The 25,108-nt window shown below is 56.0% G+C and carries 30 protein-coding genes, 1 tRNA gene and 1 riboswitch; of the genes, 12 read left to right on the top strand and 19 right to left on the bottom strand.

The features are described from left to right. Positions 1–13: 13 nt before the first annotated feature. From AC2TDA_RS06400 to AC2TDA_RS06365, 8 genes are all read right to left on the bottom strand, one after another. Entirely contained in the window at positions 14–286 is a 273-nt protein-coding gene (locus tag AC2TDA_RS06400; RefSeq protein ID WP_480877831.1) for a chaperone NapD, read from the bottom strand. Further along, the gene (gene napF, locus AC2TDA_RS06395; RefSeq protein WP_480845476.1) at positions 283–753 is read right to left on the bottom strand and encodes a ferredoxin-type protein NapF; all 471 of its coding nucleotides are present in this window, start codon (positions 751–753) and stop codon (positions 283–285) included. Before napF ends, AC2TDA_RS06400 begins: the two co-directional genes overlap by 4 nt. 220 nt (positions 754–973) lie before the next feature. Next, on the bottom strand, positions 974–2,905 hold the full coding sequence (gene dxs, locus AC2TDA_RS06390; RefSeq protein ID WP_480877835.1) for a 1-deoxy-D-xylulose-5-phosphate synthase: 1,932 nt from the start codon (positions 2,903–2,905) through the stop codon (positions 974–976). A 21-nt stretch (positions 2,906–2,926) separates the two neighbouring features. Beyond that, complete coding sequence (locus AC2TDA_RS06385; RefSeq protein ID WP_480877837.1) at positions 2,927–3,793, bottom strand: polyprenyl synthetase family protein; 867 nt, start codon at positions 3,791–3,793, stop codon at positions 2,927–2,929. Continuing rightward, positions 3,794–4,036 carry an exodeoxyribonuclease VII small subunit gene (locus AC2TDA_RS06380; RefSeq protein ID WP_480844890.1) on the bottom strand — a complete coding sequence of 81 codons (243 nt, stop codon included), beginning with the start codon at positions 4,034–4,036 and terminating at the stop codon, positions 3,794–3,796. It lies immediately after the preceding gene. Further along, complete coding sequence (locus AC2TDA_RS06375; protein ID WP_480877839.1) at positions 4,033–4,959, bottom strand: histone deacetylase family protein; 927 nt, start codon at positions 4,957–4,959, stop codon at positions 4,033–4,035. Before AC2TDA_RS06375 ends, AC2TDA_RS06380 begins: the two co-directional genes overlap by 4 nt. A gap of 68 nt (positions 4,960–5,027) precedes the next feature. Next, positions 5,028–5,729, bottom strand: coding sequence for a response regulator (locus tag AC2TDA_RS06370; protein WP_480844888.1), 702 nt, complete (start codon positions 5,727–5,729; stop codon positions 5,028–5,030). Next, entirely contained in the window at positions 5,726–6,235 is a 510-nt protein-coding gene (locus AC2TDA_RS06365; protein WP_480844886.1) for a MarR family winged helix-turn-helix transcriptional regulator, read from the bottom strand. Before AC2TDA_RS06365 ends, AC2TDA_RS06370 begins: the two co-directional genes overlap by 4 nt. Before the next feature lie 158 nt (positions 6,236–6,393). Here AC2TDA_RS06365 and AC2TDA_RS06360 point away from each other — a divergent pair, with 158 nt between their 5' ends. The 4 genes from AC2TDA_RS06360 (at position 6,394) to AC2TDA_RS06345 (ending at position 9,220) form a co-directional block, all read left to right on the top strand. Continuing rightward, positions 6,394–7,260 carry a branched-chain amino acid aminotransferase gene (locus AC2TDA_RS06360; RefSeq protein ID WP_480844884.1) on the top strand — a complete coding sequence of 289 codons (867 nt, stop codon included), beginning with the start codon at positions 6,394–6,396 and terminating at the stop codon, positions 7,258–7,260. Positions 7,261–7,374: 114 nt separating this feature from the next. Continuing rightward, the gene (locus tag AC2TDA_RS06355) at positions 7,375–8,325 is read left to right on the top strand and encodes an AraC family transcriptional regulator (protein WP_480877841.1); all 951 of its coding nucleotides are present in this window, start codon (positions 7,375–7,377) and stop codon (positions 8,323–8,325) included. A gap of 111 nt (positions 8,326–8,436) precedes the next feature. Next, positions 8,437–8,802: an SPW repeat domain-containing protein gene (locus tag AC2TDA_RS06350; protein WP_480844881.1), complete on the top strand. Its 366-nt coding sequence runs from the start codon at positions 8,437–8,439 to the stop codon at positions 8,800–8,802. 187 nt (positions 8,803–8,989) lie between these two features. After that, positions 8,990–9,220, top strand: a complete 231-nt coding sequence (locus AC2TDA_RS06345; RefSeq protein ID WP_480877843.1) for a hypothetical protein — start codon at positions 8,990–8,992, stop codon at positions 9,218–9,220. A gap of 35 nt (positions 9,221–9,255) precedes the next feature. On the opposite strand, the gene cobO is transcribed toward AC2TDA_RS06345, so the two are convergent. The 5 genes from cobO to AC2TDA_RS06320 form a co-directional block, all read right to left on the bottom strand. Beyond that, positions 9,256–9,855, bottom strand: a complete 600-nt coding sequence (cobO, locus tag AC2TDA_RS06340) for a cob(I)yrinic acid a,c-diamide adenosyltransferase (RefSeq protein ID WP_480844878.1) — start codon at positions 9,853–9,855, stop codon at positions 9,256–9,258. A gap of 56 nt (positions 9,856–9,911) precedes the next feature. Then, on the bottom strand, positions 9,912–10,847 hold the full coding sequence (locus AC2TDA_RS06335) for a DMT family transporter (protein WP_480877845.1): 936 nt from the start codon (positions 10,845–10,847) through the stop codon (positions 9,912–9,914). 52 nt (positions 10,848–10,899) lie between these two features. Continuing rightward, the gene (locus tag AC2TDA_RS06330) at positions 10,900–11,562 is read right to left on the bottom strand and encodes an HD domain-containing protein (protein WP_480877847.1); all 663 of its coding nucleotides are present in this window, start codon (positions 11,560–11,562) and stop codon (positions 10,900–10,902) included. Next, positions 11,546–12,646: a chorismate synthase gene (gene aroC, locus AC2TDA_RS06325; protein WP_480877848.1), complete on the bottom strand. Its 1,101-nt coding sequence runs from the start codon at positions 12,644–12,646 to the stop codon at positions 11,546–11,548. The genes AC2TDA_RS06330 and aroC overlap by 17 nt, the downstream gene beginning before the upstream one ends. Positions 12,647–12,757: 111 nt before the next feature. After that, complete coding sequence (locus AC2TDA_RS06320; RefSeq protein ID WP_480844873.1) at positions 12,758–13,198, bottom strand: 6,7-dimethyl-8-ribityllumazine synthase; 441 nt, start codon at positions 13,196–13,198, stop codon at positions 12,758–12,760. 71 nt (positions 13,199–13,269) lie between these two features. Next, a riboswitch (FMN riboswitch) is annotated at positions 13,270–13,417 on the bottom strand. 54 nt (positions 13,418–13,471) lie between these two features. On the opposite strand from AC2TDA_RS06320, the gene AC2TDA_RS06315 reads away from it, so the two are divergent. Next, positions 13,472–14,086, top strand: a complete 615-nt coding sequence (locus tag AC2TDA_RS06315) for an FMN-binding negative transcriptional regulator (protein ID WP_480877850.1) — start codon at positions 13,472–13,474, stop codon at positions 14,084–14,086. A gap of 25 nt (positions 14,087–14,111) precedes the next feature. Here AC2TDA_RS06315 and AC2TDA_RS06310 read toward each other — a convergent pair whose 3' ends face one another. Next, complete coding sequence (locus tag AC2TDA_RS06310) at positions 14,112–14,558, bottom strand: c-type cytochrome (protein WP_480844871.1); 447 nt, start codon at positions 14,556–14,558, stop codon at positions 14,112–14,114. A 483-nt stretch (positions 14,559–15,041) separates the two neighbouring features. Between AC2TDA_RS06310 and petA the strand changes: the two genes are divergently transcribed. From petA to AC2TDA_RS06295, 3 genes are read left to right on the top strand one after another with little or no spacing between them, the layout of a single operon-like run. Continuing rightward, a complete protein-coding gene (gene petA, locus AC2TDA_RS06305) occupies positions 15,042–15,626 on the top strand; it encodes a ubiquinol-cytochrome c reductase iron-sulfur subunit (protein WP_480877852.1) in 585 nt (194 codons plus the stop codon). An 11-nt stretch (positions 15,627–15,637) separates the two neighbouring features. Next, positions 15,638–16,969, top strand: coding sequence for a cytochrome b (gene petB, locus AC2TDA_RS06300; RefSeq protein WP_480844868.1), 1,332 nt, complete (start codon positions 15,638–15,640; stop codon positions 16,967–16,969). A 17-nt stretch (positions 16,970–16,986) separates the two neighbouring features. Next, a complete protein-coding gene (locus AC2TDA_RS06295; protein ID WP_480844867.1) occupies positions 16,987–17,772 on the top strand; it encodes a cytochrome c1 in 786 nt (261 codons plus the stop codon). Positions 17,773–18,138: 366 nt separating this feature from the next. Here the strand turns inward: AC2TDA_RS06295 and AC2TDA_RS06290 are convergent, their stop codons facing one another. After that, positions 18,139–18,570: a hypothetical protein gene (locus AC2TDA_RS06290; RefSeq protein ID WP_480844866.1), complete on the bottom strand. Its 432-nt coding sequence runs from the start codon at positions 18,568–18,570 to the stop codon at positions 18,139–18,141. 325 nt (positions 18,571–18,895) lie between these two features. Here AC2TDA_RS06290 and AC2TDA_RS06285 point away from each other — a divergent pair, with 325 nt between their 5' ends. Then, complete coding sequence (locus AC2TDA_RS06285) at positions 18,896–19,180, top strand: nuclear transport factor 2 family protein (protein ID WP_480844865.1); 285 nt, start codon at positions 18,896–18,898, stop codon at positions 19,178–19,180. An 8-nt stretch (positions 19,181–19,188) separates the two neighbouring features. Here the strand turns inward: AC2TDA_RS06285 and mtaB are convergent, their stop codons facing one another. Next, positions 19,189–20,445, bottom strand: a complete 1,257-nt coding sequence (gene mtaB, locus AC2TDA_RS06280) for a tRNA (N(6)-L-threonylcarbamoyladenosine(37)-C(2))-methylthiotransferase MtaB (protein ID WP_480877854.1) — start codon at positions 20,443–20,445, stop codon at positions 19,189–19,191. Continuing rightward, complete coding sequence (dapF, locus tag AC2TDA_RS06275; RefSeq protein WP_480877856.1) at positions 20,442–21,284, bottom strand: diaminopimelate epimerase; 843 nt, start codon at positions 21,282–21,284, stop codon at positions 20,442–20,444. The genes mtaB and dapF overlap by 4 nt, the downstream gene beginning before the upstream one ends. 210 nt (positions 21,285–21,494) lie before the next feature. Here dapF and AC2TDA_RS06270 point away from each other — a divergent pair. Together AC2TDA_RS06270 and AC2TDA_RS06265 are read left to right on the top strand one after the other, a co-directional pair. Then, a tRNA-Lys gene (locus AC2TDA_RS06270) sits at positions 21,495–21,570 on the top strand. Positions 21,571–21,992: 422 nt separating this feature from the next. Continuing rightward, on the top strand, positions 21,993–22,904 hold the full coding sequence (locus tag AC2TDA_RS06265) for a hypothetical protein (protein ID WP_480877858.1): 912 nt from the start codon (positions 21,993–21,995) through the stop codon (positions 22,902–22,904). 385 nt (positions 22,905–23,289) lie between these two features. On the opposite strand, the gene AC2TDA_RS06260 is transcribed toward AC2TDA_RS06265, so the two are convergent. Beyond that, positions 23,290–23,577, bottom strand: a complete 288-nt coding sequence (locus AC2TDA_RS06260) for a hypothetical protein (protein WP_480877859.1) — start codon at positions 23,575–23,577, stop codon at positions 23,290–23,292. Between the two features lie 22 nt (positions 23,578–23,599). Next, the gene (locus AC2TDA_RS06255) at positions 23,600–24,097 is read right to left on the bottom strand and encodes a hypothetical protein (RefSeq protein ID WP_480877861.1); all 498 of its coding nucleotides are present in this window, start codon (positions 24,095–24,097) and stop codon (positions 23,600–23,602) included. Positions 24,098–24,595: 498 nt separating this feature from the next. Between AC2TDA_RS06255 and AC2TDA_RS06250 the strand changes: the two genes are divergently transcribed. Then, the gene (locus AC2TDA_RS06250; RefSeq protein ID WP_480877862.1) at positions 24,596–25,021 is read left to right on the top strand and encodes a GFA family protein; all 426 of its coding nucleotides are present in this window, start codon (positions 24,596–24,598) and stop codon (positions 25,019–25,021) included. Positions 25,022–25,108: the final 87 nt, after the last annotated feature.

Here is a 25,108-nt window from a genome sequence, read left to right as displayed (position 1 = left end):
TGGGTCTCCGGCTTTATATCTTGCGAGTAGCGTTAAGGTGCGGACGGCTCTCCGCGAGGTCTTCGAAATGGTGGTAGGTCAGCGACAAGGAAATTACGCCCGGGATCTGGTGCAGATCCATGATGGTTTCTGACGCAAGTCGATCCGCTGTATCTTCCACGACGACAACCAGGCGGCCATCCTCGGAGGTTGCGTGGACTTCGGCACCGTCCACGCTCTGGATCGTTTCCTGAGCGCGCAGTGCGGCGTCAGGCATAACATGGACTAGACAGCCGCAAATGTTCATTCGGCAACCTCCGGATTGGGTGTGGTAGGGCGTGCAAAGCTGACAGCGTCGGCCGGGCAGGCCCCGGCGCACGCACCGCATCCGGTGCAGGCGTCTGTTTCAAGTGTGGGCTCCGAGCGTCCGCCAAGTTGCAACCTGAACCTGATGGCATCTTCCTCGCAGGTGTCCTGACAGACGCGGCAAGTGACTCCGTTCTTCGACAGACATGTCGAAGAAAAGGTCGCGCGCCAAGGCCAGTTGGTAACCTGTGCGGGCTGCAGGGCACCTGTGGGGCAAGCCTGGGCGCAGTCGCCACAGAACGTGCAGGGTCCACTGTCAAATTTAACGACAGGCCACCCCTGTGCATCAAAGGATATGATGTTTTCGGGGCAGGCCCGAACACAGTGATCGCACTGCTCACACAAGTTGTAAAAGCCGCGCTCATCCGCGCCAGGCGGCCGGATGGCATGCCTGTCTTGTCGCAGCACTCGGCCGCTAAGAAATGCGCGTCGGTTGGCGAGCTGATTCACGTGCTTGCTACCCTAGAGGAATCGGACACAGCAGATGCCTGCCCTTACACACGCTCATAGTCTAGCATGAAGATTCTGAATTTGACCTAGATCATTTATTAAGTATCTAAACCCCAATCTTCGCACGAAAATCGCGTAAATTTGATTCCAAAATGCAAATTTTCCGGGAAGGCGCATATCAGGCACGTTTTTCGCCAATCGTTGCGACACCCAGAATCGAAAGCACCTTGGCCTCGATCTGTTCGGCGTTCATACCCGCAACTGCGTACATATCGTCCGGACTTGCCTGATCAATGAACGTATCGGGCAGCACCATTGACCGGTATTTCAGCCCTTGGTCGAAAATCCCTTCTTCGGCCAGAAGATTCGCAACATGGCTGCCAAATCCGCCTATGGCACCCTCTTCGATCGTAATCAGCGCCTCGTGATTTTCAGCCAGTTCCAATATCAGTTCGCGGTCCAGCGGTTTGGCAAAGCGAGCATCTGCGATTGTTGGCGTGATGCCCCGGGCCGCGAGTGCTTCGGCTGCCTTCTGAACCTCTGCCAATCGCGTGCCAAAGGACAAAAGGGCCACCCGTGCACCTGACTGGATCATTCGGCCTTTGCCGATCTCCAACACCTCGCCACATTCGGGTAGTTCAACACCCACGCCTTCGCCGCGCGGATAGCGGAAAGCGATCGGGCCTTCATCATGTGCCGCGGCAGTGGCTACCATATGTACCAGCTCAGCCTCATCTGCAGCGGCCATTACGACCATTCCTGGCAGGTTTGCCATAAAAGCAATGTCGAAAGATCCCGCATGGGTTGCGCCATCTGCGCCAACAAGCCCCGCGCGGTCGATGGCAAAACGAACGGGCAAGCGCTGGATTGCCACATCATGCACGACCTGATCATAGCCGCGCTGCAAGAATGTTGAGTACATTGCACAGAAGGGTTTCATCCCTCCCGCAGCCAGTGCAGCCGAAAACGTAACGCCATGCTGCTCGGCAATTGCCACATCGAAACAACGCGACGGGTAGCGTTCCGCAAACAGGCTCAGACCAGTTCCATCCGGCATCGCTGCGGTCACGGCTACGATCTTGTCATCCCGCGCGGCCTCATCCACCAGCGCCTTGCCGAATATGGAGGTATAGGAGGGCGCGTTTGACGGGGTCTTTTTTTGCTCACCCGTCACCACGTCGAATTTTGCAGTCGCGTGACCTCTGTCGCGAGCCTGTTCCGCCGGGGCGTATCCCTTGCCTTTTTTCGTTAGCACGTGGATCAGAATCGGACCCGTGGCCCGTGCCTTTACAGTGCGCAGAACCGGCAACAGCTGATCCATGTCGTGACCGTCGATCGGGCCGATATAGGAAAAGCCCAACTCTTCGAACAACGTTCCGCCAACGGCCATGCCTTTCAGCATTTCCTTTGCACGTTTGGCGCCCTCGCGAAACGGTTCCGGCAGTAGCGAGACTGCGCCTTTGGCGGCTGCTTTCAGATCGTGAAAGGGTTCTTCCGCGTAAATGCGCGAAAGATAGGTCGATAGCGCGCCAACGGGTGGAGCGATGCTCATCTCGTTGTCGTTCAGGATGACGATCAGCCGCTTTTTCAGATGGCCCGCGTTGTTCATGGCTTCAAACGCCATGCCAGCCGACATCGACCCGTCGCCGATCACGGCAATCGCGTCGCCCAGCCCCTCGGGAGTCACGCCGCCCAGATCACGGGCGACGGCAAAGCCCAGCGCCGCGCTGATCGAAGTTGAACTATGTGCCGCGCCAAACGGGTCATAGGGGCTTTCGCTGCGCTTGGTGAAACCGCTGAGACCTTCTTTCTGACGCAGGGTGCGAATTCGGTCGCGCCGTTCAGTCAGGATCTTATGAGGATAGCATTGGTGGCCAACGTCCCAAATAATCTTGTCGCGCGGGGTGTCAAACACCGCGTGCAGCGCCGTCGTCAGCTCGACCACCCCCAATCCCGCGCCGAGATGCCCGCCGGTAACGGACACGGCAGAAATCGTCTCGGCCCGCAACTCGCCTGCCACTTGGTGCAACTGCGTGTCCGAGAACTGTTTGAGGTCCGCAGGACGGTTCACGAGATCCAGCAGCGGAGTATGCGGGCGGTCAGAGGTCATCTTTAGCGCGTTCCTTGCGGCTTAGCTGTCCCGGGCAATAACGAAGCGGGCGGCATCCTTCAAGGTTTCAGCCTGCACCCCATAAACATCAATCACTGCGCAGGCCTGATCCACCAGTTCCGCCGCACGGTTTTTGGCCGCATCCAGACCCAAAAGCGAGACAAAAGTGGCTTTTCCTGCCTCTGTATCTTTTTGCAGCCGTTTTCCGGCTTTTTCGGCATCGCCTTCGATATCCAAGATGTCGTCGGCGATTTGAAAGGCAAGGCCAAGCGCTTGCGCATATTTACGTAGAGGTTCGGGGTCTGCCTGTGCCAGACGCGCTCCGGTGCAAGCGGACCATTCGATCAGCGCTCCGGTTTTGCCTGCCTGAAGCTGTGTGACTTGCTGCAGGGTCAACGGCGATGCGGCCGTTTCCGCTGCTATGTCCAAAGCCTGCCCAAGGACCATTCCCTGCGCACCGCTTGCTTTAGCGAGTGTTAGAGCCAATTCCGCGCGAACTTCCGCATTTCCCGTCTCGGGCTGCGCGCACATTTCAAATGCCAGTGTTTGCAAAGCATCCCCAGCCAACACAGCTGTGCCTTGGTCCCATTTCACGTGTACTGTCGGACGTCCACGTCGAAGGTCATCGTCATCCATACAGGGCAGATCGTCATGAATCAGCGAATAGGCATGCAAAGCCTCGATCCCGATCGCGGGCCAGATTGCCTGGGCTTCGTCAATTCCGTGCAGGCGAGCGCTTTCCAGCACCAGAAACCCACGTAGCCGCTTGCCGCCCCGAGTGGCATAGGCCATCGCTCGGGTTACATCCAAATCGTCCAGTGCGCCCAGAACCAGATCAAACTGCTCCTGAATCCGCGCCGCATCCTGGGCCAGTCTTTCGCGAAACATTTACTGACCTTCGACAGGCGTCGTCCCGGTCGGCTGACCATCTGCGTCCAGACTGATTGCGGCCACTTTTTCCTCGGCCCGCTTCAGCTCCTCCTCGCAGCGTTTCTTCAATTTCGCGCCGCGCTCGTACAGATCGATAGACTGGTCCAGTGCCACGTCGCCACGTTCCAGTTGACCCACAACGGCCTCAAGCTCTTTCATCGCCTGTTCAAATGTCATCTGCTCAACTGGAGTATCGGTCATCGTCCTGCCTTCATCAGTTCTTCCACATGGGCGCGTGTCGCCTCGGCCAGTGCGTTCAGATCATACCCGCCTTCCAGAGTCGAGACGATACGGCCTGCGCAAACCTCACCAGCGATCTTGCAAAGTTCCGCCGTAAGCCAGGCAAAATCCCCGGTCGACCAGTTCAAATTTGCCAACGGGTCATCCTGGTGGGCATCAAACCCGGCCGAGATAATAATGAGCTCTGGTTTGAAGCTGCGCAAACGCGGAAAGGCTTGGGTCTCATAGGCGGCCTGCATCTCGGCCCCGCCTGTGTTGGGAGCCAACGGGATATTAAGAACCGTCTCATAAACGCCGGTTTCATCCGGACGACCGGAACCGGGCCACAGCGGCATCTGCTGGCTGGTAATCACCAAAGCTCGCTTTTCATCCCACAGCAAGTCCTGCGTGCCATTGCCGTGATGGACGTCGAAATCAACGACGGCGACGCGGCTCAGCCCATGATGATCCAGCGCGTGTTTTGCCGCGAGCGCGGCATTACCAAACAGGCAAAAGCCCATAGCAGTTTCGGTTTCAGCATGATGTCCGGGAGGACGAATGGCACAAAAGGCGTTGGAGGCTTCGCCCCCCATTACTAAATCCACCGCCCGCACTGCCGCTCCGGCGGCGCGGTAGGCAGCTTCGACCGAACCCGAGGACATGAAGGTGTCGCCGTCTATTTGTTTGAAACCTTCAGTGGGTCTGCCATCACGAATGTCGTTGATATGACTTTCCGGATGAATGCGCAGAAGATCATCGTCAGCCGCCAGAGGCGCCGTCACGCGCTTTAGGTCCAGCGCCTCCAGCGCATGCAGTATATGCTCCAGCCTTGCAACACGTTCGGGATGCCCTTGCGGGGTCACGTGCTCAAGACAATCGGCATGGGTCAAAAGCGCGGTCGTCATCGTAATCCCCTGTTCATTGGTTCAAGAAAAACCTCACTGAATGATAAAACCGCTGTACGGTTGTAAGCTCAATCCGGTGCCAGCATATACCCGGCACCCCGCACAGTCTGCAGATAGCGCGGCTGTTTGGGGTCTTGTTCGATCTTACGGCGCAGTCGCGTGATCTGCACGTCCACTGCACGCTCTTGCGCCTGACCCTTGTCGCGACCGAGGTCTTCGACCAGTTTGGCGCGGCTGATCGGCTCACCCGGCTGGGTCGAAAAGATCTTCATCAATTGGCTTTCAGTGGCTGTCAGGCGCACCGGATCTTCGCCCTGCCACATCTCGCCGCGCTCGATATCATAGCGGATCGGGCCCAGGTGCAAGATTTTCGCGGCCGTATCTTGCGCCGGTGTTTCTGGCATGCGCCGCAAGATTGCGTTGATCCGCAACAACAGTTCTTTGGGCTCAAACGGTTTGGCCAGATAATCGTCAGCCCCTGCCTCAAGCCCGGCTATCCGATGCTCGGTTTCACCTTTGGCCGTCAGCAACAGGATGGGCGTCGTATGTGTCTCTCGCAGGGCGCGGGTCAGGCTGACGCCATCTTCGCCCGGCATCATCACATCCATGACGATTAGATCGAAATCCAGCCCGGACAATACGCGCCGCGCATGGGCAGCGTCGCGGGCCGAGGTCACCAGAAACCCGCTGCGCATCAGGAATTTCTTGAGCAGATCACGAATACGCTCGTCATCGTCGACGATCAGAAGATGGGCGTCCATTTCGCTCATGAAGTCGTATCCCGCAGTTTGGTATATGCACGACGCATATCAGCATCCATCATTGCTTCAAGCACTTTGCGAAATCCGGCCACCGCTTCGGGTCCGGCATCTTTGTATGCGGTGCGCATTCGGGCGCGCTGGGCGTCCGACAATTTGGCTTCAAGAGCCTTGCCCTTGTCCGTCAGGAACAGGTGGCGTTCGCGCTTGTCGATCGTGCCGACCCGGCTTTCCACCATGCCATCATCTATCAGGGTGCGAAGAACCCTGTTTAGAGACTGTTTCGTGACGCCCAGGATGGCCAGAAGGTTGTTGACCGTCGTTCCCGGAGCGCGGTTGATGAAGTGGATGGCCCGGTGATGTGCCCGGCCATAGGCCATCTGTGCCAATATGCGATCAGGATCAGCAGTAAAACCGCGATAGGCAAAGAACATTGCCTCGATTCCCTGCCGCAACTGCTCATCTGTCAGAAACAGCAAACTCTCACCAAAGGCCGGAGCGGACCGGGTTTCAGACATGTATTGCCTCATGGTTTAGGTCGCCCGAGTTTAAGTCAGCGTTGTTGACATTCCAAGGGTGGAGGAGTATCGAAACTCGAATTTTGCGCATTATTTCGGCGAAATCGGAACGTATCTGCGCAAGGATCGGAAATTCATCCCATTTCTGGAGGGTTCACATGGCTGGATATGATGATCGTGATGGTGTCATCTGGTTGGATGGCAAGTTGGTGCCCTGGCGTGAGGCCAACGTACACATTCTGACCCATGCGATGCATTATGCCTCGTCCGTATTCGAAGGTGAACGCGCCTATAACGGCAAGATCTTCAAAAGCCGGGAACATTCCGTACGCCTGATCGCTTCGGCCGAGGCGCTGGACATGCCGATCCCCTACTCGGTGGACGAAATCGAAGCCGCCAAGGAAGAGGCGCTGAAAGCCAGCGGTTTACAGGATGCTTACGTGCGGGCGCTGGTCTGGCGCGGTTCGGGTGATGACATGGGTGTCGCATCGGCCCGGAACCCGGTTCGGATGGCCATCGCTGTCTGGCCCTGGGGCGCGTATTATGGCGATGCCAAGATGCAAGGCGCCAAACTGGACATTGCAGAATGGAAACGCCCCAGCCCCGAGACCATCCCGGTGCATGCCAAAGCTGCCGGGCTTTACATGATCTGCACCATCTCCAAGCACAAGGCCGAGGCCAAGGGCTGTTCGGACGCGCTGTTCATGGATTGGCGGGGATATGTGGCAGAGGCGACCGGCGCCAACGTCTTTTTCGTCAAAGATGGCGAGGTGCATACCCCGCTGGCCGATTGCTTTCTGAACGGTATCACCCGTCAGACAGTCATCCAGATGCTGAAAGATAAAGGCATCACTGTGCATGAGCGTCGCATCAAGCCCGAGGAAATGGCAGATTTCGAACAATGCTGGCTGACCGGCACGGCGGCCGAGGTTACGCCCGTAGGTCAGATCGGTGACTACACGTTCGAGGTGGGCGATCTGACGCGCGAGATCGCGGCAGATTACGAAAAGCTGGTTCGTTCGTAACATCCCAATATTACAAACCCCCGCTTTGGCGGGGGTTTTTTGCAGGGCGTGCAATTTTCTGTGCAGTCCGTTCGCAGCCGTGGACGAGGGCGCCAAACTGCGTATCTTGAAGCCATGTTGGACCTTCTCAGCGATATTCTCACCCGCCTGTCACTGCGCGGGACGTTCTATTTCCGCACATCCTTCACTCCGCCCTTCGGCATTCAGGTACCCGAATTCGAAAATGTGGCCCGGTTCCACTTTGTTCAACGCGGCGAGTTGAAGGTTCACATTTCATCCACCGGCGAGACCCTGCGACTGCGGCAGGGTGATTTGGTCCTTATTCCTCACGGGGCACCGCACGCTCTGTTGTGCAACGAGGTTAGGCCGCTGGACGCACTTCCATTGGAACAGGTTATTGAAATTGCAGGTTACAAAGGCGATGGAGTGCTTGTTTACGGTGGCAACGATGAAGACCGCGACACGCAGTTGATTTGCGGACATTTCTCGTTCACCGGACCCGCCGGTCGTCGTGGCACCGGGCATATGCTGATCGATCGGTTGCCGCCCTATATTCTGATCGAGAATTATGGCGAGGAAGCCGGCGCATGGGTCGAGGCCACATTGCGCATGATCGGATCCGAAGTCGCTGGTGCCCGAATCGGCGGTGATTTGATCGCGCTGAAACTGTCCGAGGTTCTGTTTGCCCAGGCTATCCGCGCCTATCTGGAACGCCAAAGTCCGAACAACGCCGCGTTGGCGGGCTTTGCCGATCCACGTATCTCCCGCGCTCTGACCGCTTTTCACCAAGCTCCTGCGCAGGAATGGAGTGTTGCAAGCCTGGCGAAAGAGGCTGGCATGTCGCGCACGGCCTTTGCCCAGCTTTTCGCTGAGAAAATGGGGACCACGCCCATGCAGTATTTAACGGACTGGCGGATGCAGATCGCCTGCCACGGATTGACCGAAGCACGATGGAACGTGGCGGATGCCGCGGCCGAAGTTGGATATGCGTCCGAAGCCGCATTTTCGCGCGTGTTCAAAAAGCAGGTGGGCCTTTCTCCGGCGGCCTATAGGGCCATGCACTGATGCGCCGTTGTTTTTGAACGATCTGCAGGATTTATCAAACGATCTGAGCTGCAACGTTCGATGCGCCTTTCCTACCTTTCTTTCATCACTGTTTGAGGAAAGGAAGTTCAAATGTCTCTGCGTTTTGTTACCCGTTCTGTTCATGCTTACCTTGACTATCCGGTCGCCTTGGCGCTGATGGGCCTGCCCTTTGTTTTGGGGTTGGGCCAGTCCAACCCGATAGCTTTATGGTTGTCGGTGGTCACTGGTGTAGCGGCCCTTGTGTTGACGGTTCTGACCGATCACCACTTGGGGATCTGGCGGGTCTTGCCCTACAAGTTTCATCAGGCGGTGGATTTGATCGTCGGCATCACGTTCTTGCTAGCGCCCAGTTTGTTTGGCTTCTCTGGCATTGACGCTCTGTATTATTGGCTGAACGGTGCGGCAGTCGTGGTTGTCATATCGCTTAGCGCACCGGAACACGAAGCCTTGGCCTGAAAAAAGTAATCACTGATGTCGCGGTATCCACTTGATATTTCCGACAGAAATGATCAGATAATTGCCAAGGCCAGATATTCGACATCCAGCACGGAATTTCGGGGTGGTTTGCGAGTTTAGCGTATGAACTGGTGAGAACTTGCCGCCGCCCCGGAAACGACATGGACCAGTGTTTCAGAGGTCAGGAATGAGCGATCCACTTGGTGAAATCATTGTTCGGCACGAGGCGGCAACCTGTTGCGGTTGCTGCTGTGATGACGATTTTGCGGCTTATGTCGAACAACGTAAACCTACGCCCAAAGCTCACATCGACACGCGAGAGAACAGGCTGCCAACCAGCGCGGCCAGTCAGCGCGGCTCGGTCAGATATGTGTATGAAAACATGCGCACCGAGCAAACTAGGTCACAAAAAGAATAGCGCAGCCAGTTTTGGGCTGCGCCGAATGCCAGTTTTCAGAAATCCACGCCCCGCTGGGCTTTGATTCCGGCCTGGAATGGGTGCTTTTCCTCGGTCATCTCGGTCACCAGATCGGCGTAATCGCGCAGTTCCTGCGGCGCGTCGCGGCCCGTCAAAAAGACGCTGGTCTTGTCGGAACGAGTCTTTAGACCCTCAATAACAGTGTCTACTGTGAGGTATTCGTACCGCAGCGCGATGTTAATCTCGTCAAGTACGACCAGATCATAGTCGCCGCTGCTCATCAGATCGCAGGCTTTCGCAAAGGCGGCGGTTGCCGCCGCGATGTCGCGCTCGCGATCCTGTGTGTCCCAGGTAAATCCTTCGCCCATCGTATGCCAGGTTACCAGGTCGCGATCTTCAAAGAAGCGCCGCTCACCCGTTTTCCACTTACCCTTGATGAATTGCACCACGGCCACCTTCTGGCCCCAGCCCAGAGCGCGAATGACGACACCGAAGGCCGCCGAAGACTTGCCTTTGCCCTTGCCGGTATTGATCAGAACCAATCCGCGTCCTGGATCAACCGCTTCGGACACCTTTTTTCGGTGCTTGGCCTGCACCTCTTGCATCTTTTCCTTGTGATCCTGCGCGTCGCTCATGGGGATACCTCGTTCATTGTCGCGCCCAACCTAGGGGAAGTTCGTAAAAGGTAAAGTCATGGTTTATGATCGCTGAGCGCCCGAGCCTTGCCGCGCTCCAACCCAAGCTGATGCTCGCGCCAGATCACTACCACGTTGCCCGCGATGACCAGAGCCGCCCCAGCCAGGATGGCAATTGTCGGCAGCTCGTCGAACCAGACATAACCAATGATTATGGCAAATAGCATGCTGGTGTAATCATAGGGTGCCAACATTGAGGCTTGCCCAAACCTGTAAGACGAGGTCACGAGAATCTGTGCAACACCTCCGGTCAAGCCAATGGCGATCAGAGTCACCGTTTGCTCCCAAGTCGGTAAAGTCCAGCCCCAGAATACGGTCAGCCCGGACAGCAACGTCGCCGTCATGGAAAAATAGAAGACGATGGCTGCGGGGTGATCTACCTGTACCAGTTGCCGGATATGGATTTGCACAAAGGCACGGGCGATAGTCGCGCCGAGAACGCACAGCGCTCCGATGGTGGCGGCCAATTCCATTTCACTGCTGCCGAGGCGCGGCCAGATCATGATCAGAACCCCCAGCAAGCCTAGTGCGACAGCACCGATGCGGATCATACGAATACGCTCACCCAGCATGATAGCCGCAAGAATCAGGGTGAAGATTGGGGTGGCATAACCAATGGCAGTTACTTCGGGCAGCGGCAGCAAGCTGAGGCCGGTAAATGTCAGGCCCATGGCGGTTGTACCCAGAACTCCGCGCCAGAAATGACCCATCGGCTTTTTCACGACAAAGCCTTGGGCTAATTCTCCGCGCGATATCAGCCAGATAATGATGACGGGAATCGCAAACAGTGATCGGAAGAATACCAGCTCACCTGGTGGAAAATCGTCTGACAACGCTTTGACCAGTGCCGACATCGCCGTGAACAGAAACAGGGCGCAGAGTTTCAGCGCCACGGCAAGAACAGGTCGATGCGATGTTAAGGATTTTGCCATCGGCGCGACCCTGCGCTTTTGTCGGGCAAAGATCAACGCCCGGCGAACTAGTTTAGCGGTTTATCCAGTTTCGCGGCAAGCTGCTGCCGATCTCATCCGCGAATTCCTCGAGAAACCGGATCATTCGACCAGTTCGGTCCTTCGCGATCTTTTTCCCAGTCTCCGTCAGCATATCATCCGGGAGGTTCAGGAGTTTGACCTTCCAGTGGTCGATCGAGAATTGTAGATCGTCCAGCCGCCGGTGCTCGGCGAAGGGGTCGGACGGGTCGTACAGGGCGCGACCCAATGCGCCAGCAACCGAAAACGTACGTGCAATACCGATGGCACCCAGCGCATCCAAACGGTCGGCATCGCGTAAAATGCGCGCCTCTGGTGTGTCAGGAGAAATCCCGGCAGAAAAACTATGCGCGATTATGGCATGTTGCGCGGCCTGGATTTGGTGTCGATCAAAGTCCATTTCCCCAAGAATAGACTCTGATTCCTCGGCTGAACGATGAGAGGCCAGATGACGGTTAGGATCGTTTTTCGGCAGATTGACCAGATCGTGCAGGTAGCATGCGGCAAGCAGCACTTTCATATCGGTCTGGTCGTCCGAAATGACCTGCGCGTTAACCCAGACCCGATCCAGATGGGCCAGGTCATGGGCTGGGTCCGTTGCCATGCGGGTCTTAACGATAACACGCAGGACGGTGCGCAGATCAGCCAATCCGGCCACGGTTCTCGCCAATTTGTCCACGGTGGAGCAGCAGATGATCAAGGATCACACAGGCCATCATCGCTTCGCCGACAGGCACTGCGCGAATTCCCACGCAGGGATCGTGGCGACCCTTGGTAATAATCTCGGTCTCTTCGCCCGACTTGGTGATCGTTTTGCGGGTGGTCAGGATTGAAGATGTTGGTTTGACCGCAAATCGTACAACAACGTCCTGACCCGTTGAGATGCCGCCCAAAATGCCGCCCGCGTGGTTGGAGCTGTATTGCGGGCCGTCTTGACCCATAAAAATCTCGTCCGCGTTAGCCTCGCCCGTCAGTTCGGCGGCGGCCATACCTTCCCCGATCTCAACGCCCTTCACTGCGTTGATCGACATCATGGCGGCGGCCAAATCAGTGTCTAACTTGGCATAAACGGGCGCTCCGAGCCCGGCTGGCACACCACGTGCCACCACTTCGACGACAGCGCCGACCGAGTTTCCGGATTTGCGCAGATCGTCCAGATAGGTGGCCCAGTCCTGTGCGGCCTGTGCATCTGGCGTCCAGAATGGGTTCTGTTCGATCTGGGACCAGTCAAAATTGCCACGGTCAATCTTGTGCGGGCCGATCTGAGTCATGTATCCCGTGATCTGTACGTTTGGCGCGATCTGCTTGATCGCCTCGCGGGCCAACCCTCCTGCGGCCACGCGCGACGCGGTCTCACGGGCCGAGCTACGCCCGCCGCCGCGATAGTCGCGGATGCCGTATTTCTGCCAGTAGGTAATATCGGCGTGGCCCGGACGGAACTTGTCCATGATGTCGCCGTAGTCCTTCGAGCGCTGATCGGTGTTTTCGATCATCAACTGGACAGGAGTTCCGGTGGTCTGGCCCTCAAACACGCCGGACATGATTTTCACAGCATCTGCTTCGCGCCGCTGTGTGGTGAATTTGTTCTGCCCCGGTTTGCGCTTGTCCAGCCAGTGCTGGATCATGCCTTCGTCAATTTCGACGCCCGGTGGGCAGCCGTCGACTGTGGCACCCAATGCGGGCCCATGGCTCTCGCCCCAGGTGGTGACGCGGAAGAGGTGGCCAAAACTGTTCATCGACATGGGCATGCTCCTTTGAACGTCGTGATTAGCGGGGAGTGCCTTTGTCCTCAAGCGGATTTGCAGACCAGGCAAGCAGGTAGCGCCACCTGGCGGCGACGCCAAGGCCCGAAATCAGGCTGCTTTGGAAAGAGCCGCCCGCGCCTCATTGATCTTCAGCGTGGCCTGCGCTGCTTCGCGACCCTTCTGAACGAAATGCTCCCGGTAGATCGCGTTGTGGTGATCAGTCTCCTGATACTGGTGCGGAGTGAGTGAGACCGACAGCACCGGGATACCTGTGTCCAAACCTGCACGCATCAACCCGTCAACCACGGCTTGAGCGACAAAGTCGTGCCGATAAATACCGCCATCTACGACAAAGGCAGCGCAGACCACTGCTCCGTATCGCCCAGTCTGGGCCAGATCGCGGGCCAGCAGAGGCATCTCGAAAGCGCCGGGTACGTCGAACACATCGACCTGTTCGGCAGGTATCAATTCAAGAAACCCGTCGAGCGCGCGGTCAACGATATCGGAATGCCAGTTCGCTTTGATAAAAGCATAGCGGGTGTGTGTCATCATGATCTCCTTTCGCAACAGACACGTCACCCAAGGCGATCACGAGCAGACACGCCGCGAAACGGCGCGCTGCACGTTCTCTTTCATCCGGACTATCACCGTCGGCTCTGGCTTCTCACCAGATCTGCTGACACCCCGAAGACCGGGGCCGCTCGCGGGCTTACGGGTCGCTGCCCGCATACCGCCGGTGGGGAATTGCACCCCGCCCTGAGAACGCACCGAACTTGCCAAGATGCGGACGGTTCTGCAAGAGAGATTGACAGGAGGACAGTCATGCATCCCAATCCAGCATTTCGGGCCGAGGACCGTGCGCGTAACATAGAATTCGCGCGAAAACGCGCGTTTGGTGTGCTTGCTGTGTCCGCGGACGGGGCGCCACTACTCAGCCACGTTCCGTATCTTTTGGCCGCGGACGGTCAGAGCGCAGAATTGCATTTGGTTCGGTCAAACCCGATCGTCCGGGCGCTGAAGCATCCGCTGCCGGCACGAATCGCCGTGCCGGGTCCGGACGCATATGTTTCTCCTGACTGGTACGGGATGGACGATCAGGTCCCGACCTGGAACTATGTTGCGGTTCACCTGACCGGGCAGCTTGAGCTTCGTCCGCAGGATACGCTGAATAGTCTGCTGGACCGACAGTCGGAGTTTTTTGAAGATCGCCTGAGCCCTAAACCGTCGTGGATGCCACAAAAGATGACACCCGAAGCGTTGGAACGGCTTTTGCGGATGATCGTGCCCTGCCGCATGCGCATCGAAGACATACAGGGCACCTGGAAACTGAATCAGAACAAGCCGGAAAACGCGCGCCTGGGGGCCGCGGCTCAGATCGAGAACGTCGGGTTTGGAAGTGAGGTGGATTGGCTGGCCGCGTTAATGCGTAAAGCGTGACCAGCCCGGATTTGGCGGCTTGCCCCTATTGGACTGAGAACGTCGCCAGATAGGCGGCAATGTCATCGGCCCCCTTCTTCAGTTTGACCGACATATTTGGGCGCGCGGTCTCATCCTGCAAGTATTCTTTGATAAAACCTATCGGGTCCTTCGAATAGGCCGATATGTTTTCTTCAGTCCAAACCAGCCCCTCTTGTCCCGCGCGGATCATATCATCCGTGAACATGCCGACAGGCAGACGTTCACTGCCATTGAGGTAATCGTTTTCCGTTCCTGCGGCCCGCCCGACCACACCATAGAGATTCGGTCCGGTGATGCCGCCTTTGACCAGAACCTCGCCATCCTTGATAATTGCGTGGCACGATGAGCAGCGGTTATAAAGCTTTTCACCTTTAGCCGGATCGCCCGCAGCAAGACCCTGAGTGGCGGTCGCGACTGTGAACAGCAGTGCGGTTGCAGATATCTTTGACATGGGGTGCTCCTGTTTCGCAATTGCTTGAAGGTGCCCTTGGGGCATTCACGCAAAGGGTGCAACAAGAAACGAGGCGCAATAGGCCTTTCAAAAATATCTATTTTAAATGAATGAATTAGATACGCTCAAATCCCGCTAAAGTAGAAATCGGTGGGGCAATTCTGTGGCAATTCTGAGGTTCTCATGTCCGCGATTTTCACTCGACGCCAATTAATCCGAGATCACACAGCCCGTCAGTGCGCGCGCGAATCACGTCCTGCCGCCGCCGCCGTTTGGGTCGGATTGAATGGCCCGAAAGATGTGTAACCTTGAAATATTGCCGCCTCGTTGTGACATGAATGCCCAGATGAGGCGTACTGCGCGCCTATGACCGCTGGACGAACCGTTTTCTCCCGGATAGATAGCCGCGATGAGACGCCGCTTTGATGCGGTGCTGACGCATGTTTGCCCGAAACGTCGGGCGCTGGAATCGGAGAAAACCTCGTGTCCCACGCAGAAGACCACGAAGGCACCCGCAGAGATTTCCTCTACTACGCCGCTGGCGGTGCAGGTGTCGTTGCGACGGGTGCAGCCGTATGGCCCCTGATCAACCAAATGAACCCATCGGCAGACGTTCAGGCTCTGTCCTCGATCCGTCAGGATGTGAGCGGGGTTGAGCCGGGCACGCAGCTGACCGTGAAATGGTTGGGTAAGCCGGTATTCATTCGCCACCGGACCGGTGCCGAGATTCAGGAAGCGCAGGAACAGGATGCAGAAGGCGTTGACGCACTGCCCGACCCGCTGGCCCGCAACCTGAACCTGAGCGCCGATGCGCCGGCAACCGATGCCAACCGCGTGATGCCTTCGCCCGAAGGCGAAGCGCCCGGTGCCTGGATCGTACAGATGGGCGTTTGCACCCACTTGGGCTGCGTACCTTTGGGCGACGCTGGCGACTTTGGCGGCTGGTTCTGCCCCTGCCACGGCTCGCACTACGACCTTGCCGGTCGTATCCGCAAAGGCCCTGCGCCTGAAAACCTGCCCATTCCGCCTGTGGAATGGGTTGACGCCACTACCATCAAGCTCGGCTAAGGGAGACCCAGATGTCCGGAATTCCCCACGATCATTACGAGCCGAAGACAAATGGCGAGAAGTGGCTGAACAGCCGTCTGCCGATCGTCGGCCTGCTTTACGACACCCTCATGATCCCGACCCCCAAGAACCTGAACTGGTGGTGGATCTGGGGCATCGTCCTGGCGTTCTGCCTGGTGCTGCAAATCGTCACCGGTATCGTTCTGGTGATGCATTATACTCCGCATGTCGATCTGGCCTTCGCCAGCATCGAACACATCATGCGCAACGTGAATGGCGGCTATATGCTGCGTTACATTCACATGAACGGCGCCTCGCTGTTCTTTGTTGCCGTTTACATCCACATCTTCCGTGGTCTGTTCTACGGCTCGTACAAAGCCCCGCGTGAGATCACGTGGATCATCGGTATGCTGATCTATCTGATGATGATGGGCACCGCGTTCATGGGCTACGTTCTGCCATGGGGTCAGATGTCCTTCTGGGGTGCGACCGTGATCACCGGCCTGTTTGGCGCGATCCCGTTTGTGGGTGAAGCGATCCAGACCTGGCTGCTGGGCGGACCGGCCGTGGACAATGCCACGCTGAACCGCTTCTTCTCGCTGCACTACCTGCTGCCGTTCGTTATCGCGGCGTTGGTGATCGTGCACATCTGGGCCTTCCACACCACCGGCAACAACAACCCGACAGGTGTTGAAGTGCGCCGTGGATCGAAAGCCGAGGCCGAGAAGGACACGCTGCCGTTCTGGCCATACTTCGTGATCAAGGACGTGTTCGCGCTGGCCGTTATCCTGGTCGTGTTCTGGGCCATCGTCGGCTACATGCCGAACTACCTGGGCCACCCGGATAACTACATCGAAGCCAACCCGCTGGTGACGCCTGCACACATCGTGCCCGAATGGTACTTCCTGCCGTTCTACGCGATCCTGCGTGCCTTCACGGGTGAGGTTTGGGTCGTACAGTTCGCAAGCTTCATCACCGGCGGCATCATCGACGCCAAGTTCTTTGGTGTGATCGCGATGTTCGGTGCGATCCTGGCCATGGCGCTGGCGCCCTGGCTCGACACCTCGAGCGTACGTTCGGGCAAATACCGTCCGATGTTCAAATGGTGGTTCTACCTGCTGATCATCGACTTCTTTGCCTTGATGTGGCTGGGTGCGATGCCCGCGGAAGAGCCCTATGCGACCTTCTCGCTGATCGCATCTGCCTACTGGTTCGCTTATTTCTTCGTGATCCTGCCGATCCTGGGTGTCATCGAGAAACCCGAGGCGCAGCCGGAAACCATCGAAGAAGACTTCAACGCGCACTATGGCAAGGCTGACGCCGACGCCACGCCGGCCGAGTAAGAAGAGGGACCGGAAACATGTTCAAGAAACTTGCAATCGGCGCCGCGTTTGCTCTGGCTTTGACCCCTGCTGCATCCTTCGCAGCAGGTGGTGGCGATGAGCATATCGAGGACTTCGCATTCTCTTTCGAAGGCCCATTCGGCACCTACGATCAGCACCAGCTGCAGCGCGGACTTCAGGTCTATACCGAGGTTTGCGCGGCATGCCATGGACTAAAGTACGTCCCGCTTCGTGACCTCGAAGCGCTGGGTTATTCGGAAGAAGAAGTCATCGCCTATGCGGCTGACAACTTCGAAGTGTTCGATCCGGAGCTGGACGATTTCCGCCCGGCCATCCCGACCGATCATTTCCCCGCCAATGACGGTGTTGGCGCACCTGACCTGAGCCTGATGGCAAAGGCACGCGCAGGCTTCCACGGACCATACGGTCTGGGGATCAACCAACTGTTCAAAGGCATGGGTGGCGCTGAGTACATCGCATCGCTGCTCGATGGCTACACTGGTCACGAAAAGGAAGAAGCGGGCGCGGTTCTGTATGAAAACACCGCCTTCCCGGGTGGCTGGATTTCGATGGGCCCGCCGCTGTCGGAAGATCAAGTCGAATTTGCAGACGGGCACCCTGCCACTGTCGAGGCGATGTCCGAAGACGTAGCAGCGTTCCTGATGTGGGCAGCTGAGCCCAAGATGATGGACCGCAAAAATGCCGGGTTTGTCGGCGTTCTGTTCCTGACCGTTCTCTCGGTGCTGTTGTATCTGGTCAACAAGCGTTTGTGGGCGCCGGTGAAAGGCAAGAAGTCGGTCTGACTTCTGTTCTTGCAATAAGATCGGACAAGCCCTGCGCCACGCGCGGGGCTTTTCTTATGTGGGCGACTGTCAACAGAGGTTTTGCTGCGGCTGCTTCATTCGCTTCCAATGACCGTTTCGAGCCCAATTTTCCGATTTTCGGAGCAAATGCAGATGCCTGCATTCCCAGTCACGGGGTTGAACAGTTTTCCAAGCGGGCTCAATTGACCGATCCGCATTTTCACGTTTACTCCAAAGTAAAGACCATCTGAAACGATGCCGCTTGTTGCCGTCGAAGGATATCGACGAGCATCAACAGTCTTTTAATCCGACCGCATCTGAAGGCGTTGTGCCATCCACTTAGAGGAGCAGCCCACCGGGGAGTTCTCAACACTCCTTCACGCCAATGCTTATCAGGTATTCACCCGAAATAAAAAGAAGCTCATCTGGCCCGGCATATCTAGCCGTGGACATAAACCAACTTCTCACGGGCTCTGGATAATAGCTGGAAAACGAAGCGCTATACCTGTCGAATTCATCTCTGGTCATTTCTTTTCGAGACGAAAGAAAAGGGCCATGAAACCCGAACGTAGTATCAGATGCGATGCACGCGTTGTCCGCACCCAGAAGCAAGGTGCAGCTGGAATAACAGTAGTCACCGATTATCTGAACTTGCGCGTTCTTCCGATTGGCGATTTCAATCTGTACTAAGCGGCTCAAGAACCGCCCGCCTGTATCATTTCCAACCTGTATTTCTTCTGATGCCACCGGCAGGCCCATCAGGATAAGCCCTGCCAAGGCTGTAATAATGCCTTTCATCCGCCGCCTGCTCTAACGTGGAATCCTATTGTTTTCTTTACGCTTAACAGAAGCACTTGCATCGTGGACGCTAAGAAAGGTTCGTTCTTTATTTATCGTTGCTGATACGCCACAGGTCTTTGGATTAAATTCCACGCGAAGAACTACGGGTGCTACACGTAACTTCAGAGCCAAATCGCTCGAATTTCTCGACCATCAAATTCGCGGTCACCGCATCACGGGTATGTTCCCCAACAAATTCGAATCCGTTTTAGCCAACTAGAATGCAGACCTTGGAGCCAAAGGAGCGAAGGCTAACATTTCCCGCTCAGCTGACCTTGAGTTGGTGCCTGAACAACTTACCCTCGTGGGCGTGATGCCGCTGGGTTTGGGCCGTGCCTACCTGAAAAATCTTACCGACATTTTCGAGATGGAGCATTGGACCATGAAGGAAACTATCGCCGAGGGCAATCACGTGGTTGGTGTCGCGGTGACAGCCTGGAGGCACAAAGAAACCGGCAAGACGGGGGAAACGCCGGTGGTTATCATCTGCCGGTTTCGGGATGATCTGGTCACGAATGCGAGGAGCTCTATGACACCGCCGCCGTGTCCGCCGCCACCAGCTGAATAAGATCCGTGTCAGGCAACCAAATACGTGTCGGTGTTGCCGGAGATTTCGGATTCAACAATCTGACCCTCAACCTTTGGTGTGACAAATGTCACTTCGGCAAATTGTTCGGTCCGGCCCATATGCGGGTTCTCCATCAGAATCCGATGTGTTTTCCCGATCTGCTCCGTCAGGTGCTTTGCCACCTGCAGATCCCCGGCCGCGCGCAGGCGGGCCGCGCGTTCTTTGATGATGTTGCCGTTGGTCTGTTGTGGAATGCGGGCTGCCGGGGTGCCTTCGCGTTTGGAGTAGGGGAAGACATGCAACCAGGTCAGATCGCACTCTGAGACCAGTTTCAGCGAGTTCTCGAAATGGGCATCGGTCTCGGTCGGAAATCCAGCAATGATGTCGGCGCCAAAGGTCATATCTGGCCGCAGCTTGCGGGCCTCTTCGGTAAATCGAATGGCGTCATCGCGCAGGTGCCGGCGCTTCATCCGCTTCAGAATAAGGTCGTCGCCATGTTGCAGCGATAGGTGTAGATGCGGCATCAGGCGCGGTTCGGTCGCGATGGCACGCATCAGGTTCTCGTCCACTTCAATAGAATCGATCGAGCTGATCCGAAGGCGCGGCAGGTCCGGTACGAGTTTCAGGATCCGCATGACCAAATCGCCCAACTTGGGTTGCGCGGGTAGATCCGCGCCCCACGACGTCAGGTCGACACCGGTCAGAACCACCTCGTTATAGCCCCGGTCCACCAGCCTCTTGATCTGGTCCACCACAACGCCGGCAGGAACGCTGCGCGAGTTGCCACGGCCATAAGGGATGATGCAGAAGGTGCAACGGTGGTCACAGCCATTCTGGACCTGCACATAAGCGCGAGAGCGGGTGCCAAAGCCATCGATGAGGTGACCCGCTGTCTCTGTCACGGACATGATGTCGTCGACCTGCACATTCTCGGTTTCGCCAATGAAATCGGCCGCCATACCTTTCCAGGTTTCAGGCTGCATCTTTTCGGTATTGCCGATGACGGCATCAACTTCGTCCATCGATGCAAAAGTCTGAGGCTCCGTCTGCGCGGCGCAACCGGTAACGATCAAGCGCGCGTTCGGGTTCTCCCGACGTAGCTTGCGAATTTCCTGCCGCGCTTTGCGCACGGCTTCGGCGGTGACGGCGCAGGTGTTCACAACCACGGCGTCCTGCAGACCTGCCTGTTGCGACAGCTCTTTCATCGCCTCGGTTTCATAGGCGTTCAGGCGACAGCCCAATGTGGTGAATTTGGGCGGATTCATCCCAGTGTTTCCAGAAACGCGGGTGTCAGGGTTCCCGAAAAGACGTGGCAGGTCGGCCCGGTCATCCAAACTCCGTCCTCGCGCCAGTCGATCCAGATCGTTCCACCATCCAGTTCAATCTGCACCTTGCGCCCGGTCAGGCCGCGTCGCGCTGCTGCAACGGCCGTTGCACAGGAGGATGAACCAGAAGCAAGCGTGATCCCTACGCCCCGTTCCCACACGCGCATACGGATGTGGTCCGGGCCAATCACCTGCGCAATCTGAACATTGGTGCGTTCTGGATAGAGCGGGTGGTATTCGTAGCGGGACCCGAACTCTTCCAAGGGTATCGCTTCGGCATTTCCCACAAAAAACGTGCAATGCGGGTTGCCCATTCCAGTAGCCGTTGGTCCGCCCTCGATCGGTAGTTCCAGCGTGTCCATTTCTTCGGCCAGCGGAACTTCGTTCCAGGCCAGTTGCGGCTGTCCCATATTGACTGAGGTCAGGCCATTACCTGCATCCCGTGCCAGCAACGTGCCGCGTTCGGTTGTCAGGGTCAGTTCGTTTTTGTTCTGCTCATCCATCAAAAACCGGGCGATACACCGTGTGGCATTGCCACACGCTGCCGAGGTTGAACCATCAGCATTGAAGAAAACCAGATGGGCATCCGCGTCGCCGTTTTCGATAACGGCCAATTGGTCAAACCCGACACCAAACTGCCGGTGCCCGATTCCCTTGGCCAACGCCGTGGTAACCGCCACTGCCTGCGCGCGCGCGTCTACAATGACAAAGTCATTGCCCAGCCCGTGCATCTTCATGAAGGGCAAGCCTATGGGATGAGTCTTTTGCATGGCGGGCATATAACGCTCGTCGAGAAACGAATCCACCCTGACGCGCAGATTCCTGAAAAAAGGGGTTGACCCCCCTGCGTCACCTCCCTAATTAGGCCGCCTATCGGGGCGCGCGAAACACTGATAAATCGCGTGAAACGAGGTGCAAATTAGGGACTTGAACCCGGTTGGGAAAATGCCTTAGAGAGCGCCACGGATCGACAAGATCCAGAAAAGAGTGGGCCGTTAGCTCAGTTGGTAGAGCAACTGACTTTTAATCAGTGGGTCGCAGGTTCGAATCCTGCACGGCTCACCACTTTTTTCAATAATAACAAGTATTTACACGGAGTCGTGTAGAGCGCGCTTCGTGACGTGCGGCTTGCCGGAAGCAATACGGAAGCACTGTGACAAAGATTGAAGTGTGCCTATTGGATCACAACGGTATAGCGCGGCGGCAGCTCTCGGACACGGGTGTGCAACCTCCCGGACAAACTCAAGCGGGACTTGAGCAGGTCGGCCACTGAGCTGCCGTTCGCTGCGGTTGCGGCACTAGGCCTCAGCGACGGCGGCAATGCACAGGAAGCGGACTTTAAATCAAATATGCAGTGTTTTGGGGCCTTGGACAGTAGCGATGCGGACAAAGCGGCCATTCACATGGTAAAAGCGAATGGCGGCTTTTGAGGTGGTTCGGGCGCTCAATGCCTTAAAATAGTCACTCGGGAAAACTAGCTTTCACACATGGATCGTCCAGACTTTCAATTTCGACAGGCGCAAGCTGCATTCGACCTGATTTGGTTGCTTCAAGCCCAAGACGATGTTCTGCTTGCTCAGATTGGTGGTCAGGAGTTTCCAAGGATCGTTCGGGAAAGGTCGTGTCGCTTTGAAGACGAGGCAGACGCAAAGTGCTATGAACGGCTCGCGATCATAGCTTTGGATTCCTCAGAAGGGGCAGACATCGCAGTTGCAATGATCGTGGTCAACGATCTTCAAAGGGGATTGTGGAGCGGCGACACAAAAGACTTCGCCAAAATGGCGGAAGAGAAAATACTCGCCTCACGTCGGCATCTTCGCACCGCAATACTTCGCGGCTTGGACATTCTCGAAGACTTCTCCCACAGCTATGAACCGGCAGAGTACTTTCTGCCTCATGAAACTAGGCTGACACGCCCAGCCGAGCAAATACTTCCCAAACTGTGTGAGGTCGCCAAGACAATGGACGAGCCAACGCGCAAAAGCGTTGCTGCCGCCGATTACGGAAGTGATATCGACCAGCATCTGGAAGCTCTGAACGACGCGCTTTCGTCTGAGACATGCCTGTTCCCAAAAGATGTTTGGTATCCAAGCGAAGTCGTCGAACTTGTATCTCACGTGCGATCAACGCCTGGTTTCGTGCCTTGTACTGCGCTCCTTTTGGCAAATGCACTACAGGGCAGAGACAACGTCGGCTGGTTTAAATTTCGTTGGACCAACTTAGCGGCTGACTACAACAACCTTCCCAAGAGCGCTCGCGCTCCAATTTTAGCGGGCCTTCGAATTTTGTATGAGTCTGGCAAAGATTTCATGCCTTACTCCGGAGGCAAACACTGTGATCCAGTCACTACGCCGGAAGGCATGATTGATTTTGTCAAATTGCCAGATGACTCGTTTTAGGTTGTCTGAAAGCGGTCACTCGTTGGCGATGCAGCATCGGACACTCTGGGCTCGCAGCCGACATTCGGTCATTTCACTCAGACAATTGACCGACACCTAGGGCTCAAGGCCGGCAAAGTGCTTTTAGCAGCCTAATGCACCCGCAGCAGCCAATTTACGCAGCAATGGCAGCAAGGGGCTCAAACTGCTATCCTTGGCGCGACGACTGCTTTGAGTTTCTCTCGGGCCCTCAGTCTCAACAAGACTTGGAGGACAGTCGAATGAGGTTCAGTTCGAATTTGGGCTGATCTCGCGCTCTACCACCCGTTCCACGTCACTTTTAGTTTTTATACTGAAATTCCGGATGACTGCAGATCGGGCCGGTTATGTTTGCAGGTCGTGACATCTACCCTAAGATTTGCGCATCCAGTAACTGCCTCAAATCATTTGCCTGCATAACTGTAAAAACGTCCGACCAAATTCCAGCTGAAGCCGCTGCTGCAATAAGAAGGCAGGACTCTATTCCATCGACATCCTTGGACTCACCACCATGTACTAGCCATACCGCATACTCACCTTTTTCATCTTCATTGGTGGAGTAAATTCTACCTACGTTGCATCCTTCGTTGCGGAGTTCCTTTGAGCCAAATAATTCTGTTATCTCCTCGGGCAGTTCTAAGCCGTCTGGTTTCACAAACATGCCTTCCGAAACTATTTCAGGGTCGACAAAGACAGAAAAAAAACTCTGCCCTTACCAGATCATACTTGTTTGAACTCGAGGCCAAGTACCGATCCACAATTTCATGAGCCGCCTCAGAAACTTTTGGATCACTTATATAGCCGTATAACGGAACACCTTCATGTTCGTACGCGACCAAGCTCTTCGCTTTTTCAGGCTCTTGCGATAGTGCTCGCGGAATATTTGGCAAAGGAAGAGCAGTACTTTCCGAGGTACGTAATCCATTTTTCTGTGGATGCTCAGCCAAGTACGGGCGAATAACTTCCAAAGCCTTCTCTGAAATTGGTGGAATAGTTATTTGGATAGTTTCCGTGTCCGCTTCAGGTTCGTCGAGTACCTGGGCGTTCGTTTCTCCTGATTCTTGTGCCACAGCGGGGAGATTATTGAGTAAGATAACGGCCGAAACTGCTGCACAATATGCTGCTGCGCGCCAAAGCGCACTTTGTCCAAATTGAAATTTTTCTGCCGTTTCCAATTTTGTCCTCCGGTAGTCTCAGTCGTGGTCGATTTTGTGCGTTAAAACAGATAATTGTCTCATTTCTGTTCTTATCAATTATGTAGATGATTTTAGCATATGACGTCAAACACAGGGTTTATTGAGACGCAGGGCATGCCCGCTGAGGCGGTGCCATTCGCCGGTTCGAACCCAAACCGGCGAATTTGGCTGGTGAATCGAAAGCGGCTATTGGCGCAGTTGCGGTGAATTTCTACTTTGTCCGCTGCCTTGCCATCTGAGAAGCGCGTGGGAATGTCCGGTTTGCGTGGTTCAGAGCCTTCTGCACGAGCAAAACTCAAAGTGCGGTTAAGGTCTGGTTGGGGCTCTTTCAGCCAGTCAGGGCGCACCGCAGAGAACAGCGGCATCGAGCCCAAATTGACTCTGATCTCCGACGTTTTCCGCTGATGAAACGTCCCAAAATATCCATTTCAAAACCCGCCTGTGTCCTATGTTTTCGGAGGTTTGGAGGAAAATCGAATGGCGACGCGTGGGTATTGCCTGTGTAGGAAAATAAGTTGGGTCTACCGGGGTGATCAAACATGGGCATGCTATTGCCACTGCGATGACTGCCGTCGGAATTGTGCCGCGCCGGTGGTTGCGTGGTTCGGTGTGCCAATAGAGAACTTTGAGTGGACCGGTGATAAACCCTGTACTTATGAAAGTTCCAAAGGCGTTTTCAGGCACTTTTGCGGGACGTGCGGCTCACCCATTGGATTTGAAGCCGATCACTATCCGGGTGGTATGCACCTCTACGCTGCATCGCTCGAAAACCCGGAAGATTTCAAACCGACTTTTCACGTCAATAAGCAAAGCATGTTGCCTTGGCTGCAAATGACTGATGATCTCGACGCGTTTGAAGGCACATTGCTACACACCCCTAACGACCCAGACGGATATCAGTAGATGGGGAAGCGACCTGATTTTCACAATGGCAGCTTTGTTCGGATTGCGGTCCGCTGCATGTGCGAAATGCGGAATTGGGATTTAGGG

It is taken from the genome of Ruegeria sp. HKCCD6426 (genome assembly GCF_057221115.1).
The sequence above is the reverse complement of the archived record's forward strand: the minus strand, read 5'-3'. Positions and strand labels throughout refer to the sequence as shown.